Raw genomic sequence first — 17,494 nt, 5'->3', positions numbered from 1 at the left:
TTTTTTCATGCCCGCGCTGCAAAGTGTGGGCGAAGAGTCCATGCGGAAATGCATGAGGAAGAAGTGCAATTTATGTTTACGAAAAATCATCGTCCATGGCTCCGCTTCATTGAAGGTGCTGATGGTGGTCAGGCAGGTGGGGTCGGTAGCTCCGATTCTGGTGATTCTGATGGCGGAAAGTCAGATGACGCTGGCAAGGGGTCAGAAGAGGAAGAGTCCGGTTCTGGCGATTCTCCGAAGGGCGAAGATGCGTGGAAGTCTCATGCTCGTAAGTGGGAAGACCGCGCACGGAAGAACCTGAAAGACCTTGAAGCTGTGCAGTCTGAGCTTGCTGCACGCCCAACCAGCGATGATGTTGCGCAGGCCAAAGCTGAAGCCGCGGCGGAGCGTAAGGAGAACGCGGTATTTCGTGGACTGATTGGTCTTGACGCTGATGCCCGAGAGATCGGTGCTCTCCTGGACTCGAAGTCGTTTGAGCAGAGCGTGTCGGAACTTGATCCTGAAGATGAGGGATTCCGAGATGCGCTGAAAGCGGCGTCGGTGCAGGTGCTGAAGAATTTCCAGCCCACCGTCGAGACCTTCAATCAAAGCCATTCAGCGGATCGGGGTAGTGAGCTCTACCAGCTGTTGCATGGCAAACCGAACGAATAAAAGTTAGGAACAAGGAAATGAATCTCAACCGTCGTGTTGAAACTTTTGGATCGGGAGATCAAGCGTGGCTTGGGTCTCGACATGGTGTGGGGAATGCCCGCACCGTCACTATTGCTGCAACGTCCATCACTGCTGAGAAGTTTGATGGTTTCTTGCAGGCAGGTCTACCACTGAAAGCGGGAACTGCGGGGCTGTATGAGCCTTTGACTGACCCGGCGAGTGACACCCTTGCTGGGTTCTTGCTCACCGACCAGCCAAACACTGGTGAAGATGTGGTGGCAGCGATGCTGGATCACGGTCGTGTGCTGGTGGATCGTCTCCCTGATCAGGCGCCAACTTTGACTGCTGGCGTCAATGGTCTTTTTAATCTTGTGAAAGGTGATGAGTAAGAATGCAGCTGTGGACTGAAATTTTTGATCCGGAGGAGCTGTCCGCGTTTGCGCGTAAGTCCCTTATGGAAAAGGAATCCCAAGAAGCGAAGGGAAGCCTCGCGGCGTTCCTCCCGGACGAGACTGTGGATGACACCTCAGTACGCTTCTACCGCACTGATAATGGTCTGCCTGAGGCAGCGACTTACCGTGCGTGGGATGCTGAATCTTCAATTGGAGGTTCTGACAATGTAGAGCGTGTCACTATTGATCTTCCGCCGGTTTCCCGTAAGGAACGTATCGGTGAGCTTGATTCAATTCTGGCTGCCTCTAACTCCGGCGAGCTTGCTCAGAAGAAGAGCATCCTGAAGGTGATTGAGCGTGTCACTCGTGCGGTCTCTGATCGCGTGGAGCTGGCTCGTGCGAGCCTTATTCAGACTGGGCGAATTCAGATCAATGACCTTGGGTTCAAGGTCAACGCCGATATGGGGCGTCGTGCAGGAAACTCTAAGACTGTCGCTAACCTGTGGTCCGATGCTGCAGCAGCTACTCCTCTGCAGGATATTGAGGCATGGGTTACTGACTACATTGCAGTCAACGGTGTCCCACCTGAGAATGCGATCATTTCTCGTACTGCAATGGCAGCGTTGAAGCGTTCTGAAGAGGTACGAAGCGCTCTCGTCGGCACTCTCGCCACTCCGTCGATCGTTACTGATTCGATGGTGATCAGCATTTTGCAGGAGGCTGGTCTTCGTAACATTCAGACTTATGATCGTCGTCTGAATGTTGGTGGCACCACTCGCCACTTTGTCGATCAGGACAGTGTGTTGCTGTTGCCTGCTGCGGGTACTTCTGAGCTTGGTCGTACTGTGTGGGGTCGTACCGCCGAGGCGACTGCACCGGAATATGCGATTTCTGAGGCTCCGGGAATTTTGGCAGCTACGTTGAAGCAGGATGACCCTTACGGCATTTGGGGTCGTGCTAACGCGGTCGTCCTTCCGATCCTTGAGAACCCTGATGCTTCTATGGTTGCGAAGGTTCTCTAATGGCGAAGATTCGTGGTGATCTTTTCGGTGTGGTGCATGTGCATGGAAAGTCCGGCACTGTAGCGCTTCAAGCGGGTGATGTTATTCCTCGTGGGGTGAAGGTGGGGAAGCACCTCACTGCTGAGGAGTCTGCCATTGCACCGTCCAAGGAGGTGCCAGACTCTAGTAAGGAGGCAGGTACTGATGAGGCAGTTGATTCCTCTAAGTGACATTGAGGAACGAGTCGGGGGGCTTGGTGAGGTGCAAGCCTTGGAAGCTGAAGACTTGATCGAGGATGCAACAGCCCATATTGAGGCGTTTTGCACTAAGGGCATCCCGGATCCGGTTCCTGATCGAGTGAAGTTGGTATGTCGCCGGATGGTGCTTCGTGCGCTGAATGCTGGGGATGTTCCTACGGGGTTAGACAGTGTGCAAAACTCTGCTGGCCCCTTCTCTCAGACTGTGCAATTGACGTCTGGTTCGACTGATGGGGGGACGTGGTTGACGCGTGCTGACCGGAAGCTTTTGCGGAGGTGGCGACATGGCGCGTTCTCTGTTCCTATCCGGTAGAGAGGGACTGCTTCGCTTTGAGGTGGAGCATGTGCGGCGTGAGCGTCAGCATGAAGTCGACGAGCTTAATAACGACGTGTGGGTGGATGTTGAGGTCAGTGCGCCGGTAAAGGTTGCTGGTTGGTCATCACCTTCGTCGGATGAGCCGAAGCTCGCTGGCCATGATCGTCTCACGGTTGATGTCGAACTCCTAGCCCCGGTTGGCGCTTTCTCTGCTCGTGACGCGGTGCGGTTACCGGATCGTGACAGCCTCATGGAGGTTGTCGGTAAGCCTGAAAATTACTCTTTCAACCCTTTCGGCTGGGATCCAGGACTTGAGGTCGTCAATTTGTCGGAGGTGAAACCATGAGCTGGCTCTTGGTGGAGCGTCCCCATATTGAAGATGACGGCCTTGGGAACATTTCCAATATTGAGGACGCAGTTGAATGCTCGGCGCTGTCGTTTGATGGTGGCTCGTTGATTTGCTTCGAGGATGAGGCCATGACGCGAGTGAAAGCCGCATTTAGCCCCGGTGGCTGGTTGAGGGCGAGGTGGGACACGAATGGCGAAGTATGTACCTAATCGTCCTGGGTTGGAAGAAGTTGCCCGAGGACCCATTGCTCAGGACTTGGTGAATCGTCATACCGAACACCTTGCTGCTGCAGCGGGTGATGGGTTTGTCGCGTCCTATCAGCAGGGCAGGTCTCGCTATCGCGGGATTGTGTATCCGGATACGTGGTCTGCAATTGGCCGGAATCGTCGCGATAACACGCTGATTCGGGTGTTGGGATGACGATGTTTCCAGCGGCTCCTGCATCCCAAGTCATTGCAGTTCAAGCATTATCTGAGGCACTTCCTGGGGTGCGGGTGTCTACGAAGATTCCTGACCCGCGCCCCCTTGAGCATGTCGTTGTGTCACGGATTGGTTCTGCTCGCCCAGAATTCGGAACCTCGATGCCGCGTTTCCTCGTGGAGGTTTATGCGGGGTCTGAGGTAGCGGGGGAGAGGTTGGCTGAGCAGGTGCATTCCGCTTGGCTGAGCCTTGTGAGTCATGGAATTAATTTAACGGCGTCGGATTGGAATCTTCAGCCGTTTGATTCCCCTGACCCGAATCATGTTCGGTTCCAATTTACTGGCGGTCTACAGATCTTCTTGTAGTCCGCGTTCTTTCAGGCTCGGTCCACGAAATTCTGAAAGGAAAAACCCATGGCCGTTAATGTCATGAATGCTTTTGTTGGTCGTCCACCTATTGATGGTGGCGTTTTCTATCGTGGCCCAATTGGTGCCACACTCCCTACTGATGCCACTGCTCTTCCAGGATCTGAGTTTGAGGACCATGGTGCGGTCGGACCTGATGGCGTGAACATCACTCAAAATCGTACGTCTACTGACGAGAAGATGTTCGGTGGTGGCACCTTCATCGACCTTCAGACTGAGTATGACGAGACGATCGAAATCACTCTGCTTGAGGATGACAATGACGCAGTACTGAAGACGTCATTTGGTGACGCGAATGTTGTAAAAACTGAAGCAACCAGCTCTGATGGCACTAAGCGCGTTATTTATCACACTGATGAGCAGCTTCCTATTTCTTCTTTCGTTGCGCGTACTGCGTATGGGTCGAAGAAGAAAACTTATGTGGTTGAGCGTGGTCGTGTAACCAGCGTGACTACTACGCCTGATGCGCACGGTGCGACCACTAAGCGCACAGTGACTATTAAAACCTTCCCTCCAGTTTCGACGGAGCTACGCGGTGGAAACGTTGTGGAGTACCGCGACGACGGTGCCCCACTGGTTTCTGGCGGTGAAGGCTGAAAAGCCTCTGGTCTGCCTACGTGGTGGCCTGAGTACTAAACCCCGGGGCCTGGCAGCGGGGGATATAAATGCTGCCACCATTTCTCTCCCGGCAAGATTTCGGGATTTTTGTTTTCCATTGGACCGGGCCGCCCGCTTTTGCCGGGAGGGCCATAAACGTTTGCCCGGTCTGCACAATAAATTTTTTGAAAGGGGCCTGGTCCACATGGCTATTCGCATTGATGCGTTTGAAGATATTGAGTTTGAAATCCCTACTGGGAAAGATAAGTTTGTGACAATTTCTTTGCCTCCTATGGATTGCTGGTCGCCTAATCAGGTGCAGGCGATGAATGAGGGTTTGGCGAAGCTGCGCACGACTGACGTGCTGAACGCGGCGTCTCTTCAGGTTGCTGAGCGTGAGCTTGCAGAGCTTCAGAAGCAGGGTGCCCTAGATGAAGGTGCTGTGGATGAGGCACTGGCACGGATCAATAAGTTTAGTCACCTGATCAATGTCAGCCCGAATAACAATCCGGTTGAGCTGAATCGCTACTTTCTGAAGTTTTTCAATGACACCAAGGCGAAGACTGATGCGATTGACAAGCTGTTGCCTCGCTATATCAGTGAGATCGTTAAGGAGTGGGAGAAGCTGTCTGGGGTGAAGCCGGGGGAATCCGAAGGCTCCACCACGTCGTCTTCGGAGACCCAGGAGTAGCTGACGCTCTCAGGGCTGACCTTATGGCGGTGGGGAGGTCGCTGTCTGAGGTTGGGCGTTCGTTGATGTGGACTGACCTGCGGGCTTTTATGGGGTCGTTGGGTTCGGAGTCGAATTTTTGGCGGAAGGTTGCGCCGGAAGCTGCGGAGAAAGCTACCCGTAAGAAAGAGCTGATGCGAGTTGAGAATCAGCTTCTAATGTCTCTGCATGATGCTTTGTGGGATATCGCGTATGCACAGGCTGGGTCTGAGGATCGTCTGCCTCGTTTACTGTCGACGCTTATTGATGGCGCAGGTGGTGGGGATAGTCCGAGGCGTGTTAGTGAGGCTGAATCGCGTGATGTTGCTGCGTCGATGAGGCGTGAGAGGGGAGACCAGTAGGTCTCAAGAGGTTGTAGTGCCCCGATTGGAGAGGAATCCAGTCGGGGTTTTCCGTGTTTAAAAGGGGGTTGCCGTGGCTGAATTAGGCGTGGGATATATCAGCATTTTGCCAGAAGTGAGCAAGATTACCCCTGGCGTGTCTAAGGCGTTGGATGGTCTTGATCCGGTTGCTGAACGCTCTGGCAAATCTATGGGCGGAAAACTTTCTTCCGCTTTAGGGACAACGCTTAAGGCCACGGTTGCTGGTGCTGGTCTTGCTGCTGGTGGCGTGATCGCCACTGCCATTGGTAAGGGCATGGGACGCTTGACGGGCATCGAGAATGCCCAGGCAAGTCTTAAAGGCTTGGGGCATGATGCACAGTCGGTCCAGTCCATTATGGACAACGCGCTTGCTTCAGTGTCTGGTACTGCGTTTGGTTTGGACGCTGCAGCGGGTGTTGCGGCTTCTGCCGTGGCCGCTGGTATTAAGCCTGGTCAGGAACTTGAGCGCACACTGAAGCTGACGGGTGACGCTGCCACCATTGCGGGCATGGAGATGTCCGATATGGGTTCCATTATCAATAAAGTTGCTACGTCAAACAAAATGCAAATGGATGTTGCGAACCAGTTGATGGACGCTGGTATCCCTATTTTGCAGATGGTTGCTTCGGAGATGGGCGTCACCGCTGAAGAAGCATCCAAAATGGCATCTGAAGGCAAGATCAGCTTTGAGACTTTCCAAAACGCCCTTGAAAAGGGGGTTGGTGGTGCAGCGCTGGAAGCAGGTAACACCTTCCAAGGTGCGCTTGCCAATATGGGTGCTGCGCTTGGACGTGTTGGTGCGACTGCCCTTGAACCTTTCTTTGATCTGTCTAAGCAGGGGTTTGGTAGTGTCACCGGGCTATTGGACGATGTAAATGCTCGTCTGAAGCCTTTGGCTGCATCTACCTCTGAGTGGTTGCAGGGCACAGCGGTTCCTGGCCTGATTGCTTTCAAGAACTCTTCGGTTGAAGCGTTTAATGCGTTCCGTGGCTCTGATCAGGTGCAATCATTACTTGCTCAGACTGGCGTTGTCATCAAAGACGTTGTGGGTGCGGGACGTGAGCTTGCCCCGGTCATGATGTCTGCCGGTAGTGCTATTGCGAAGGCATCTGCTGCGCTGGGTGTCGGGTCGTGGCAGCTCGCTTTGGTAGGTCTTGAGGGGATTGGTGCGGCTGCGAAGCTGGCTACACCACCGCTTGAGATGATCACGGGCCTGATGAATGATCATCCGTCGATTGTGATGGCTGCGGTCGCTGCATACGCAGGCTTTAAAACTATCCCTAATGTGTTGGAAAAGATTTCCGGTCTAACATCGCCAATGCAGAAAACCACCTCTGAATGGGGTGCCACAGTGAAAGACTTGAAGGCGTACTACGCGTCGACAGGTCGTGAGATTTCCACATTTGAAGCTGTCACTCAGGCGATGGGAATGTCGAGCAATAAGACATTCTCCGAGATGGGAACAGCGCTTAATAATGCTTCTGTGGAGGGCGGGAAGCTCAACCGCACTACGTCGTTCCTTTCTGCTGGGTTCAGTGGACTAAAAGGTGCTGCTAGTGGCGTTCTTAACCTGTTTGGTGGCCCGTGGGGCGCTGGGCTGGCTGCTGCTGGCGTGGTGGTTACTGGCATTGTTCAGGCGAACCAAAAAGCTGAGGTAGCTCAAGAGGCTATGGCTGCAGCTGCTCGTGATTCCGCTTCCGCACAAGCTGAGTTGCGGTCTGCAGTAGCTGGCACTACTGGCGTATTGAATGAGCAGGCTTTAGCTGCTGCTGCTCGTGTCGCAGGAAATGAGCTTGCGGCTTTCACCGAGCAAGGCAAAGCGCTAGACAACTGGATTGGACAGATCGGCACAGGCGATACCGCATGGTATGACCGCCTGTTTAATACCAGCGCGTGGCAGGATCATCGCCAGCAAATGGCGGATGTGAAATCGGCATCTAGCGAGCTTGAGACTGCCATGAAAGATTTAGGCATTCCTGTCGATGATCTCAATAAGGTAGTTGCTGAAGGTGGCCCCGAATATAACGCATTGATTAGCCATCTTCGGGAGACTGGCGGTTCGAGTGATATTGCAGCAGACCAGCTTGAGGGTGCGCGCTCAGTTATTGAGCAGACCACCAAGGACGCTCGTGAGCTAGATCCCGCTGTGGCGCAGGCTGCGTCTGCGATTGATGTTTTGGCAGATTCTTCAAGCAACGCGAACGATAAACTCGGTGCGCTTGAATCCCTCATGCAAGCTATGGGACTGGCTCCAAAGGATGCCGAGCAGGCCATGATGGATGCAGCCGAAGCGGTCGATGAAATCGTGAAAGCTGCTACTGGTGCGGAGCGTCCTTTTGAGCAGATGGGTGACGCTCTCTTTAATATGGAGGGCAAGCTCGACCCCACTAATGAGGGGGCGCGTGATCTTTCTAGCACGCTGACTAATCTGCGTGGTGAGCTGCAGAATGTTGCAGTCAACGGTGGTGACACTCAGCAGGCGTTTAATGACATGGCACCTGCCCTGTCTGCTCTGCAGTCTGAGTTCGGCTTGACCGATGAGAAGATGCAGGAGCTTGTTCGCACTTATGGCCTGCTGCCTCGCGAGATGGAGGTGGCGCTTGCACTGAGCGGTGCGGACGAAGCTGTTACAGAGCTTGGTGAAGTATGGGCTGCTATGGAGGGGATTCCTCCGGGGCAGGAAGTGAAGCTATCCGCTCTGACAGACGATGCCAAGGCTGCGCTGCAGGATGCTGGCTTTGAGGTTGAAAACATCCCAGGGTCTAAGAACGTTCTAGTTTCTGCGGAGGCTGAGGATGCTCAGGGTAAGCTCGCTGATCTTATTCTGATGATGTCTGATCTTGATGGCCTTGAGGTATCTCCTGAGGTGTTGCTCAACACTGATGTGCTTGAGGGATCGGCTGCTAATGCACAGGCGATTCTTGACGCTTTGAACATTCAGGAGCCAACACCGCAGGCCAAGCTAATTATTGATGACCTGCTAGCTGGTGTGGATTTGTCGCAGGGACAGTTGGATTATCTGACTGGGCTATCTGCGGTGCCTACTGCCGATCTGCAGCGTGATCTTTTCAATGCTGGCATCAGCACTTCACATGGAATGCTTGCAGCTCTTGGGGCTGATACGTCAGGTAAACCTACTTTGGACGCAAACGGTCAACCACTGTTTAACGCTGTTGACCAGTCCAAACTAAAGATGAATGAGCTGAAAGATAAGACGGTCACGATCACGGCCACCACTGTGTTCACTTCTGGTTTTTCTGGCCGGGGTGGCGGCAGTTCATGGCATACCGGTGGCAGGATTCCAGCCTATGCCGGTGGCGCTCGACATCAAGGTTATCGTCTGCCGTCGTCTGGTCCCGGTACTGAAATCACCGACGGTTTTCTCGCAGTGGATTCCGGTGGGGCACCAATCGCCCGACTGGATAGAAACGAGTGGGTTATTAACGGTCGATCGTCTGCCAAATACGACCGTGCATTGCAGCTAATTAACCGCAACGATCCGAGTGTTCATCATCTGCAGAAGTTGGAAGACGGTGGACAGTTAGGCAAACCGGCTAATTCTATCCTGCGGTTTGCTCGTGGCGAGACCGTCGATGGTTACGTTGCCTCCCGTTCCCTTGAAGGGGCGCTGTACCAGTGGGCTGGGATTAACTGGGGAGACTGTTCTGGCGCTATGGCTGCGCTGGCTCGTTTTGCGGTTGGGCTAGCTCCATTTGCTGCTCGTTTTGCTACTGGAAATCAGCGTGAAGCTCTGGCTTCTATGGGCTTTTCGCCAGGCCTGGGCGGCCCAGGTGATTTTAATCTGGGCTGGTTCAATGGTGGGCCATGGGGTGGACACACATCTGGCACCATCGATGGAGTAAACGTTGAGATGGGTGGTGGTCGTGGTAATGGTCAGATTGGTGGCGGTGCAGCCCCTGCTGATCACCCGCAGTACACAGATCACGCCCACTTAAAGTTATCTGGCGGGGCTGATTCTGATTCTGATTATGAATCTTTAGAATACGATCCAGGCGCCCAGTGGTCAGGTAGTAGTGGGTATTCTTCATCCTCCGGTGGGTCTGCAGCTAAATCACCTAAGACGTGGTCGGAGCTGGCTGGTCTGACTGCTCAAGAAGCGGTCTCCGGACAGGTTTCTGACGCACTCGGAGTATTTGGACTATCCGACTCCCCAGGGTTCCTAAACGCCTTTGGTGAGTGGGTCGATGCGACAACCTTGGAGGAAGAGCGCACCATCACCAAGGTGGACGAAGAAAAAGTTGCGAAACTCGAACAAGACCTCAAGGACGCAGAAGACGACCTGAGGATCAAAAAGATGAAAGTGTCGGAGCTGAAATCCACCGCGTCGGCGTCATCTCGGGAGTCCGCAAACCTTGCCGTCCAAAAAGCTGAACGCAAGATCACGGATCTTGAAAAGGATCTAGCTGAGGTGAAGGAGGGCAAGCGCTATGAAGTCCGAGAAGATGGAACCTTAGGTTCTGAAGTTAAGGAAAAGGTAGTCGCTGACGGCCCGAAGCGCGCTTCAACAGTGGCGGGTATGCAGGGCGCACTCGATGACATCCTGCTGGCGGTAGTAGGAAACCGACCAGCACCTTCAGTGTTACCCGCTGCGGTGACTGAGATGCTGAAAAACATTCCAGCGTTTAAAGACGGTGGCTCGGTGTCTGCCCCTGGTGGCCCTCGTGATGACCTTGGCTTGATTCGTGTTTCTGATCAGGAGTTCGTGGTCAACGCGGAAGCCGCTCAACGCAACCGTGGGCTCCTTGAGCGCATCAACGCAGGCCAGCAGGTTGCACGTGCTGTTGATGGTGGTACGACGTTCAACATTCATGGTGTCGATGCTGGTGAAGTAAGTCGCCGAATTAAGGCTGACATGATGGTGAAAACCCTACAAATGATGGGAGGATAGCGTGGATTTGCAGTTGCATTCTTCCACCGGCAGGGTGTGGCACATCCACGGTGCAAGCGCCGGGGCTGAAGGCGTAGCCCTGTTAGAAGGTGCCGATGGTTTATGGGAAGCGCCAATCAAATCCGTATGGATGCAAGGGGCTTTCCAGGAGGGTGCCACCTATGTGGGGTTCCGCACTGAGCCGCTGGATGTGATCCTGCCGATCGGTATTCGTGGTGAAACCTATGCAGAGTGGGCGCACGCAGATTCCCTTTTCAGAAATGATCTAGGTGATCCTGATAGTGAGTTTTCACTCGTGGCAATCAGTGAGTCTGGTCAGCGCGAGCTGAAGCTCAGGTTGACTGACACTCCGGTGAATGTTCGCACTACTGACCCCGGTGAGGATCACTACACACGTTTGGTTGTGCAGGCTCGTGCTGGGTGGCCACGCTGGGTTGGTGAAGCGGAAGCATCAGGCTTCACATCCACGAACGGTAATAGCTCTGGTTTTGTCACAGTGACGAATCCGACTGATACTTGGCTATACCCACTTTGGGTGTGTGACGCGCCGGGAAAGTGGTCTTTGCCTGATTTTTCGTGGCGGGATGATCAGTGGCACGACCGCGTTATCACCACGCCGACTTTGGGCAGTGGGGAAGCACTCACTATTGATACTTACCCGGCGAATGAGTCCTATGTGTCTGCGAATGGCTCAAATATTGCTGGCCGTTTCGGTGGCGTCGAATTCCTTTTCCCAATTCCGCCGCATACCCCGCCAACTCAAGTTCCGGTGAAAGTGTCCGGTGGGCAGGCAGGTGCCTCAGTGATGGTTCGTATGACGAGGAATTGGCGTCGACCACGTGGCGGAGATTCAAGCTAGGGAGGTATAAAATTGTCTGTACTCATTGATGATCCAACGCTTGGCCTGGACGCTGAGACACACCAACGGCTTGAGGAGATTTGGCAGGAAGCTCAAGGCCAACGTGATCAACGGATTGCGAAGCGCAGGGAAAAACCTAAAGTCCGTATCTGGGATGGCGACTGGAAATTCATTGGCACAGTGCATGGCGAGATTTCCGGTAGCTTCTCATGGAAGATGAACGACACCGGTGCTGGGGAACTTGTACTGCCGGCCGATCATCATATTTCTCGGTGGGTTCTTGACTACAAGAGCCGGAAGAAAAATGTGCACGTCACGGTGGATAAAGATGGTGCGCGGTGGGGTGGTCGCCTTCGTCGCGCACGCCTAACCAAGGATAAAGACGGTAAGCGCCTTTTGGTGATGCCGTTCTTGGAGGATTACGAGGAAGTTAAACGTATCCTCATGTGGTCGAATCCTTTCCTACCAGCAATTGTGCAGTTTCCTCGCGTGTCGATGCTTGCCGGACCATCAAGGTGGGTTCTCAAAGCAATGCTGATGATGAACCTTATCCGTACGGAAAACTCTTTGTGGGCGTTGCCGGATGATCCGTTGGACATTAGCCAGTGGTTTGGTTCATGGGATATGAATTCGTGGTCGAAAGTTATCAAGCCGTCGTCGCTTTTGCTGGATTCAACGCCGTGGACGATCGCTTCATCGCGATTTAAAACGTGGCATGATATGGCCGAAGACACACTGTCAGATGCAGAGCTTATGGTCACGACTCGGCGCTGGCTGACCGGTGACCCGCCACCATATCCAACTGCGAATCTCCGTAACGGCACGCTAGTGATTGACATCGTCGATAAATCCGGACGCTGGTCAGAAGACGGTCACGGAGCTGGAGGAAATATCTTCTCTGGTATCTGGAACACGATTACCACGATCGCAGGAAATGGCGTCGACAACGTTGACTCCATGATCGCTGTCCCTGAGACAGTGCCTGAGTACGGCATCGCAGGCTGGCTAGGAACCGTCCCACAACGCCCGTATGTCACCTACCGTGATGGTTCTATTACAGGTGTTGAAGCCGCCGAGTTTGTGTGGGAACCCTCCCAGGCCGTACAGGTTGTGGGAGGCGGACACTCAGCACCAGGTGTCAATGAAGGTATCTCGGCGGCGGTGCAGCTGGTCGGCAACATCATCGGAACGTTCGCCTTCGTACCATCTGCCGGCACAATCGCAGACACTCTGCTTAGGCCAATTTATGAGGATACGATCGCGGCGTTCATGTCGATTAAATCGACGAGCAGGTCGATGGAATCTGGTTGGTCGCATTATGACGAGTATTTTGCTCGTGGATCTGATCGTGCCTATACGCTGTCGTCGATCATTGCGATGCGCGCGGGTTTTTGGGATACACGTGAGCGGGTATCTCATCAGCTCAGTGTGCGTGATGGTGCGCCGTGGTTCATCGGGGACAACGGCGAGGGCCACTTCTTCTTAGGTGACCGAATCGCTTCAACCATCATCGGTTTACCTGAAGGGGAGATGGTGGTTGAGCAGGTCTCTAGTCTGACTTTTGCTTGGGATCGGGACTCTATGGGCTGGGATATTGAGCTCGGTGATCCACGCTCTGGTGAGTCTGGTTTGGATCGGATTATTCGTGAAATTACAAAGCTGACTTCAGCGACAACTGCGTTAGGACTGACATAAATGGCAGGTGGAATTCCGCTACAACATGAATGCAACCTTGAAGATCCGGAGGAGATGTTCCTCTGGATGTTGACCGCGCTGCCCGGCATGGAAGAGCAAGCACCGATGTTGGTTCCTCCTGCGTGGGCGAGGAAGTGGTCGAAGCGTCTGTATGATGCGGGTGCTCGTTTTCATCCGGAGGAGCAGACCGTCAAATATATTCCACCGCCACAGAAGTCGAGTGCTCTTTACGCGGGGTCTGGTCGGTGGGTGAAGATGGGTGAGTCTCCTACTCCGGAGGAAACTGCACCGTCTATCTCTGGGCTTTCGATTGCTGAGAAGCGTGAGGTTGTTAAGCAGCTTCAGGAGGAAGGCTACATTCCGGCGGCGGTGACTGGCCCTGAGCAGGATGTTGCGGAGGTGAGTAGTCATGGCGATTGATCCGGGTAAGTCGACTCCGGAGGATGTGGCAAGCATTTCCTCTTTGCAGTCTATGACTGAGGAGTCTGCGAAGCTCGCGATGCGGGGCGGTATTGATAATTCTTTTGGCGGATTGAAGATTAACTTTCTTGATCTGCTCGGTGGGCTGCTTGGTGGGGCGGTTAATCTTGTTGGCAAGATTCTTGAGGGCGCCGTCGAATTAGGTTCCGTCATCATCGGTGGGGTCATTGAGATCGGCTCGACGATTATTGAGACGGCTATCAATGGTGTGACTGGGTTGATCACGGGTGCGGTCAACATTGTGAGCAACGTTTGGAACAAGTTTTGGGGTAAGGAGTCTCCTCCACCGCCGGAACCATTGCCGGATATTTGGTCACCGATTGAAGCTGATCTTGAAGCGGCCATGCAACCGGGTTTCGACATTGTGGACACCGCTTTGGCGAATTCGCAGGCTTTGGGTGAGACCGCCCTGTCGCATTCTCAGAATGCTCTTTCGATTGCGGAGGCTGCTGCTCAGGACGCGCAAGCAGCGAATGAGGCGATTCAGGGGATTGTTCTTGAGGGTCAGCAGTATGTTGACCAGGCTAGGGACTATGCTGAGTCCGCTCAGGGGTATGCGTCGAGCGCGCTAGGGCACGCCGCTGACGCGCTGGCTGCTGCTGATCAGGCTGACCAGCTCAATCAAGATGTGCAGGCCGCGAAGCTTCTTGTTGATCAAGCTGTGGTTGATGGGCAAGCGGAGGTCACGAAAGCGCAGGGGCATGCTTCTGATGCTGCTGCTGCTTTGGCTGCTGCGCAGGGTGTGCAGATCGACGTTGAAGCCGATGCACAAGAAGTACAAACCAAGCTTGTCCAGATCGTGGGCTACCACGGTGAAGTGCTGACTGCCCAGGGGCAGGCGATTACAGCTGCTTCTGGTGCTGCTCAGTCGGCGCTTGATGCTGCTGCTGAGCTGGCTGCTGCGCAAGCTATTCAGGTTGACATTAATGCCAGCTTGTCTCGTGGTGTGCGTGCTGCTGGTAGTGCTGCTGCGCAGGCCAGTGTTGCCACGATGATGAATAGCCAGGCGATTGAACAGGTTTCGCTTGCGACTCAGAAAGCGCTGGATGCAGCTAGTGAGAATGCTAGTGCGTTGGCTGCTGCGACAACTGCGAATGAGAAAGCACAGCAGGCTAACGCCGAAGCTGTAGCTGCCGAAGCGGCGCGTAACGAAGCTCAGGACGCTGCGACTCGTGCGAATACGGACGCGCTGAAAAGCTTGCAACAGTATGTTACTCGCGTGATGTTTTTAGCTGACTCTACGAAAGTCGCGTCGGTGAATAATCCTCACTGGCTAGTCACCTTTGAATCTGGTAAGCGAAAACTGAAAGCTAAGCCAGGCTGGGTGGGTGAATGGATTTACCATTCCGCCGTTCACCGTTCTGGTGATTTCGGGCCGGTTATCGAGGGTGGCACTGTGAGTGCTGCGTCCCGAGAGTTCCTGCTGGATACGGCTACATCCTCAGCTACGCTGCAATACACGATTAGGCCGGGCGTCCCACGTCTCGCCAATCCGCCGTCAGTGTCTGGGTGGGTGCCGTCTACTCGGGATACGTGGATCAATATGCCAGTATCTGACACGCCCGACAATCTTACTAGCGGCGTGTTTACCGCTAAGACCGCTGGTGAGCATGAAATTTACTTCCGCGCTGGTTGGGATGCGACGACACGTAATGACTCTTATGGTGTGAAGATTATCCGGCAGAAGGTTGGTGGCACGGTTCAAACTGTGCAGGAAATTAAGCAGGTCGGTATTGGCCCGCTTTTCTCAGGTCAGGACGGGTATCGTACGCAGTCAATCCGCGTAAATCTCACTTTGGCGGTTGATGAGAAAGTTACTTTCCAGGCGTGGGCTGGCGCGTCAGGTGCTGATCAGCGACGTATGCGCAATTCTGAAATTTCCGTTGGTTGGGTTGACGCTCCTAGTGACACTTCCGACATTACATAAAAGGGGAAATAATGGCTGTTTTTGATTTTGATGCGTGGGCTGAGGCCACCAAGAAGATTCCGAGGGAATATATCGCTGCGGCTTTGAACGCGGTGGTCGACCGCAAGAAGGCGATCGACTTGGAACCGCAAGTGTTCGCGCAACGCAATGAAGCCGCGAAGATCTATCACAGTGCTGCACCGCATGAGGAACACGATGGCGTGATCGTGTGGGTGGACCCTATCGCAGACTTTGCGGCATACCCTACGGGTTTTGAGGTCACGCACCTGGGCAAGCGGTGGGCGAACATCTCTCAGGATGTGGCCACGGGTGAGCCAGGCGTCGATGAAGCTTGGCAGGAGATCGAGCCGGAGGAGGTGCCAAGTGAGTGAGCCGATAATCCGCACCGGCGATATTCCCGCGCTTTCTCAAGCGGTGACCAAGACCTGCGAAGCGGTGGGGGAAGTGGCGCGCCAGAACAAAATCCTGGCAGAAGCTGTCAGCGCACTCAGTGAACGTATCGCAGTGCTTGAGGGGAGGACACCGTGACTGACTTTGTGGAACCCTATTCGGTGGTTATGCGCCCCCAGTGGAACGATACGGTAGCCATGGTTCTTCCAGACTGGCAAGTAACAGGCGTATCCGACCCAGTGCACCGCGTGTGGCTAAACCCAGGGGTCATGATGGTTCGACTCACTTCTGAATCCCGCTTTTCTGGTGAGGTAGTGTTTCGGCGCACGTGGGCATCAGCGGACAAAATTGTTGGCACCCTTCCCCCGTCCGGGCAGCTGCTTTTCACTATCGGTTCAGAAGGTGGAGCGGAAATGTGGATTAATCTTTCTGGCATACCAAACACGAACGACCAGGCCAACACCCGCATAACCGTAACCGTCATACCAATGAGCGGGGGGGGGGTAAGCCTCTACAGCCTTCCCTCATTGTTTGGTGGTGGGCGTTGTGAGCGAGTTTCTAGAGCCGTTCGCTATCCGCATGACAAACAATTCGGCCAATGCCTCGCAGCATTGGCTTTTGCTCACCAATGGTCGCGGATCAGGCACAAGAGCGTGGGTGCCAGAGGCATCATTGACTCTTATGATTACGTGGCGATGCTCAGTGGAAAAAACTATTATGATCAGCCTGGAAGATCTACACGGCGTTCGCCGTCAGGTGCTATCTATTTTAGCCACGAAATCCGGCCAAGCCACCGTGATGAATATTGTCCCGCAGCAAGGCGAGGTAATCCGCGCACTACCATCGACAATCGGAGCTGGCGAGGAAGCCGAGCTGGTCATCACAGTAGTGCCCACACCATTCAGCGAGTAAACACCGCAAAGGTGGTGGCAGCATGAGTGTTTTTGAGCCAATGAACTTCACCATGCACCCTGATTCATCACGGTCTGATAATGCCCTCGTTATCCCGCCGAATCAGAGGAATATGACAACGGGCAATTACAGCCGAGAGTTCCTTCTGCCAGAAGGGGTTAATCGTGTGATGTTTGAATGGCAAGGTGTAAAGACCATATACATTCGACTACGTGCCCCAGATTCTGTGAATTCAAATATTATACGTATTTTGAATGCTGGGGAGTCCGCATTTATGACTGTCCCAACGAGAGCAGAAGGTTATGTGATATGGGCTTCTGGCAATTCTGAGGAATCTGACAATCAGTATCATCTTGCTGTCACTGTGATTCCTGGCCCACCCGTAGGAGCGGGGGGGGGGGTAAGCCTTCACAGCTTCACCTCATTTGGGTGGTGGCAGCATGACCTTGTCAGAGCCTATCGTGGTCGCGTTCAAAGCCAATTCAACATCATCAGTAGCTTTCCTCACCCCGTTCAGAAGCCCCACCCAAGGCCAATGGAACCGGGCAGCACTACCCCAAGGAAGGCTGATGATCAGCGGGGAATGGCCCAGCCAAAAACGCATTCTAGTGGCAGCTATCCACCAAGAAGGCGCAACCTCAACTGTGCTGTGGGACTCAAGCACAGACAACCTAGCCATGCCGAAACTAATGCTTGCTCACGAAGGAGCAGCGCTACAGGTCACGGGTTATGGATTCACCCAAGCGGAAATAGACGCAGGACTGTATGCGAGCTTCATAGTGGTGCCGTTCGACTTCCAGGAGTAGCTCCAAGAGTGGCGGT

The 17,494-nt window shown here is 53.9% G+C and carries 20 protein-coding genes; all 20 read left to right on the top strand.

Annotated elements, in window-relative coordinates; all coding sequences use genetic code 11:
- The first annotated feature begins 72 nt into the window (after nt 1–72).
- The 20 genes from KW808_RS09930 to KW808_RS09835 all read left to right on the top strand — a co-directional run bounded on the left by KW808_RS09930 (nt 73) and on the right by KW808_RS09835 (nt 17,478).
- Nucleotides 73–651 carry a hypothetical protein gene (locus KW808_RS09930; RefSeq protein ID WP_144290594.1) on the top strand — a complete coding sequence of 193 codons (579 nt, stop codon included), beginning with the start codon at nt 73–75 and terminating at the stop codon, nt 649–651.
- A gap of 17 nt (nt 652–668) precedes the next feature.
- Nucleotides 669–1,040 carry a hypothetical protein gene (locus KW808_RS09925; RefSeq protein ID WP_003861811.1) on the top strand — a complete coding sequence of 124 codons (372 nt, stop codon included), beginning with the start codon at nt 669–671 and terminating at the stop codon, nt 1,038–1,040.
- 2 nt (nt 1,041–1,042) lie between these two features.
- Entirely contained in the window at nt 1,043–2,065 is a 1,023-nt protein-coding gene (locus KW808_RS09920) for a major capsid protein (protein ID WP_003861809.1), read from the top strand.
- Nucleotides 2,065–2,274 (top strand): hypothetical protein, encoded by a 210-nt coding sequence (locus KW808_RS09915; protein ID WP_003861808.1) that lies wholly within the window; start codon nt 2,065–2,067, stop codon nt 2,272–2,274. The genes KW808_RS09920 and KW808_RS09915 overlap by 1 nt, the downstream gene beginning before the upstream one ends.
- A gap of 311 nt (nt 2,275–2,585) precedes the next feature.
- Nucleotides 2,586–2,963 (top strand): hypothetical protein, encoded by a 378-nt coding sequence (locus KW808_RS09910; protein ID WP_003861805.1) that lies wholly within the window; start codon nt 2,586–2,588, stop codon nt 2,961–2,963.
- Nucleotides 2,960–3,175 carry a hypothetical protein gene (locus KW808_RS09905; RefSeq protein WP_003861802.1) on the top strand — a complete coding sequence of 72 codons (216 nt, stop codon included), beginning with the start codon at nt 2,960–2,962 and terminating at the stop codon, nt 3,173–3,175. The genes KW808_RS09910 and KW808_RS09905 overlap by 4 nt, the downstream gene beginning before the upstream one ends.
- Nucleotides 3,156–3,386 carry a hypothetical protein gene (locus KW808_RS09900; RefSeq protein ID WP_144290593.1) on the top strand — a complete coding sequence of 77 codons (231 nt, stop codon included), beginning with the start codon at nt 3,156–3,158 and terminating at the stop codon, nt 3,384–3,386. The genes KW808_RS09905 and KW808_RS09900 overlap by 20 nt, the downstream gene beginning before the upstream one ends.
- Nucleotides 3,383–3,751: a hypothetical protein gene (locus KW808_RS09895; RefSeq protein ID WP_230622954.1), complete on the top strand. Its 369-nt coding sequence runs from the start codon at nt 3,383–3,385 to the stop codon at nt 3,749–3,751. Before KW808_RS09900 ends, KW808_RS09895 begins: the two co-directional genes overlap by 4 nt.
- Before the next feature lie 48 nt (nt 3,752–3,799).
- Nucleotides 3,800–4,408 carry a hypothetical protein gene (locus KW808_RS09890; protein WP_003861795.1) on the top strand — a complete coding sequence of 203 codons (609 nt, stop codon included), beginning with the start codon at nt 3,800–3,802 and terminating at the stop codon, nt 4,406–4,408.
- Between the two features lie 205 nt (nt 4,409–4,613).
- A complete protein-coding gene (locus KW808_RS09885) occupies nt 4,614–5,099 on the top strand; it encodes a hypothetical protein (protein WP_499652019.1) in 486 nt (161 codons plus the stop codon).
- Nucleotides 5,100–5,122: 23 nt separating this feature from the next.
- Nucleotides 5,123–5,479: a hypothetical protein gene (locus tag KW808_RS09880; protein ID WP_003861792.1), complete on the top strand. Its 357-nt coding sequence runs from the start codon at nt 5,123–5,125 to the stop codon at nt 5,477–5,479.
- A 73-nt stretch (nt 5,480–5,552) separates the two neighbouring features.
- Entirely contained in the window at nt 5,553–10,409 is a 4,857-nt protein-coding gene (locus tag KW808_RS09875) for a tape measure protein (RefSeq protein ID WP_003861790.1), read from the top strand.
- Nucleotide 10,410: 1 nt separating this feature from the next.
- Nucleotides 10,411–11,268 (top strand): hypothetical protein, encoded by an 858-nt coding sequence (locus KW808_RS09870; protein WP_003861788.1) that lies wholly within the window; start codon nt 10,411–10,413, stop codon nt 11,266–11,268.
- Nucleotides 11,269–11,280: 12 nt separating this feature from the next.
- Complete coding sequence (locus KW808_RS09865) at nt 11,281–12,963, top strand: Gp37-like protein (protein WP_003861787.1); 1,683 nt, start codon at nt 11,281–11,283, stop codon at nt 12,961–12,963.
- Nucleotides 12,964–13,383: a phage gene 29 protein family protein gene (locus KW808_RS09860; protein WP_003861785.1), complete on the top strand. Its 420-nt coding sequence runs from the start codon at nt 12,964–12,966 to the stop codon at nt 13,381–13,383. It abuts the gene before it with no gap.
- On the top strand, nt 13,373–15,370 hold the full coding sequence (locus KW808_RS09855; protein ID WP_003861784.1) for a hypothetical protein: 1,998 nt from the start codon (nt 13,373–13,375) through the stop codon (nt 15,368–15,370). Before KW808_RS09860 ends, KW808_RS09855 begins: the two co-directional genes overlap by 11 nt.
- 11 nt (nt 15,371–15,381) lie before the next feature.
- Nucleotides 15,382–15,741 carry a hypothetical protein gene (locus KW808_RS09850; protein WP_040072804.1) on the top strand — a complete coding sequence of 120 codons (360 nt, stop codon included), beginning with the start codon at nt 15,382–15,384 and terminating at the stop codon, nt 15,739–15,741.
- Nucleotides 15,734–15,898 carry a hypothetical protein gene (locus KW808_RS09845; RefSeq protein ID WP_003861781.1) on the top strand — a complete coding sequence of 55 codons (165 nt, stop codon included), beginning with the start codon at nt 15,734–15,736 and terminating at the stop codon, nt 15,896–15,898. The genes KW808_RS09850 and KW808_RS09845 overlap by 8 nt, the downstream gene beginning before the upstream one ends.
- Before the next feature lie 408 nt (nt 15,899–16,306).
- Nucleotides 16,307–16,672, top strand: coding sequence for a hypothetical protein (locus KW808_RS09840; RefSeq protein WP_144290592.1), 366 nt, complete (start codon nt 16,307–16,309; stop codon nt 16,670–16,672).
- 440 nt (nt 16,673–17,112) lie between these two features.
- The gene (locus KW808_RS09835) at nt 17,113–17,478 is read left to right on the top strand and encodes a hypothetical protein (RefSeq protein ID WP_144290591.1); all 366 of its coding nucleotides are present in this window, start codon (nt 17,113–17,115) and stop codon (nt 17,476–17,478) included.
- The last annotated feature ends 16 nt before the right edge of the window (nt 17,479–17,494 follow it).

Source organism: [Brevibacterium] flavum (genome assembly GCF_019317305.1).
Classification (GTDB): domain Bacteria; phylum Actinomycetota; class Actinomycetes; order Mycobacteriales; family Mycobacteriaceae; genus Corynebacterium; species Corynebacterium glutamicum.
The sequence above is the reverse complement of the archived record's forward strand: the minus strand, read 5'-3'. Positions and strand labels throughout refer to the sequence as shown.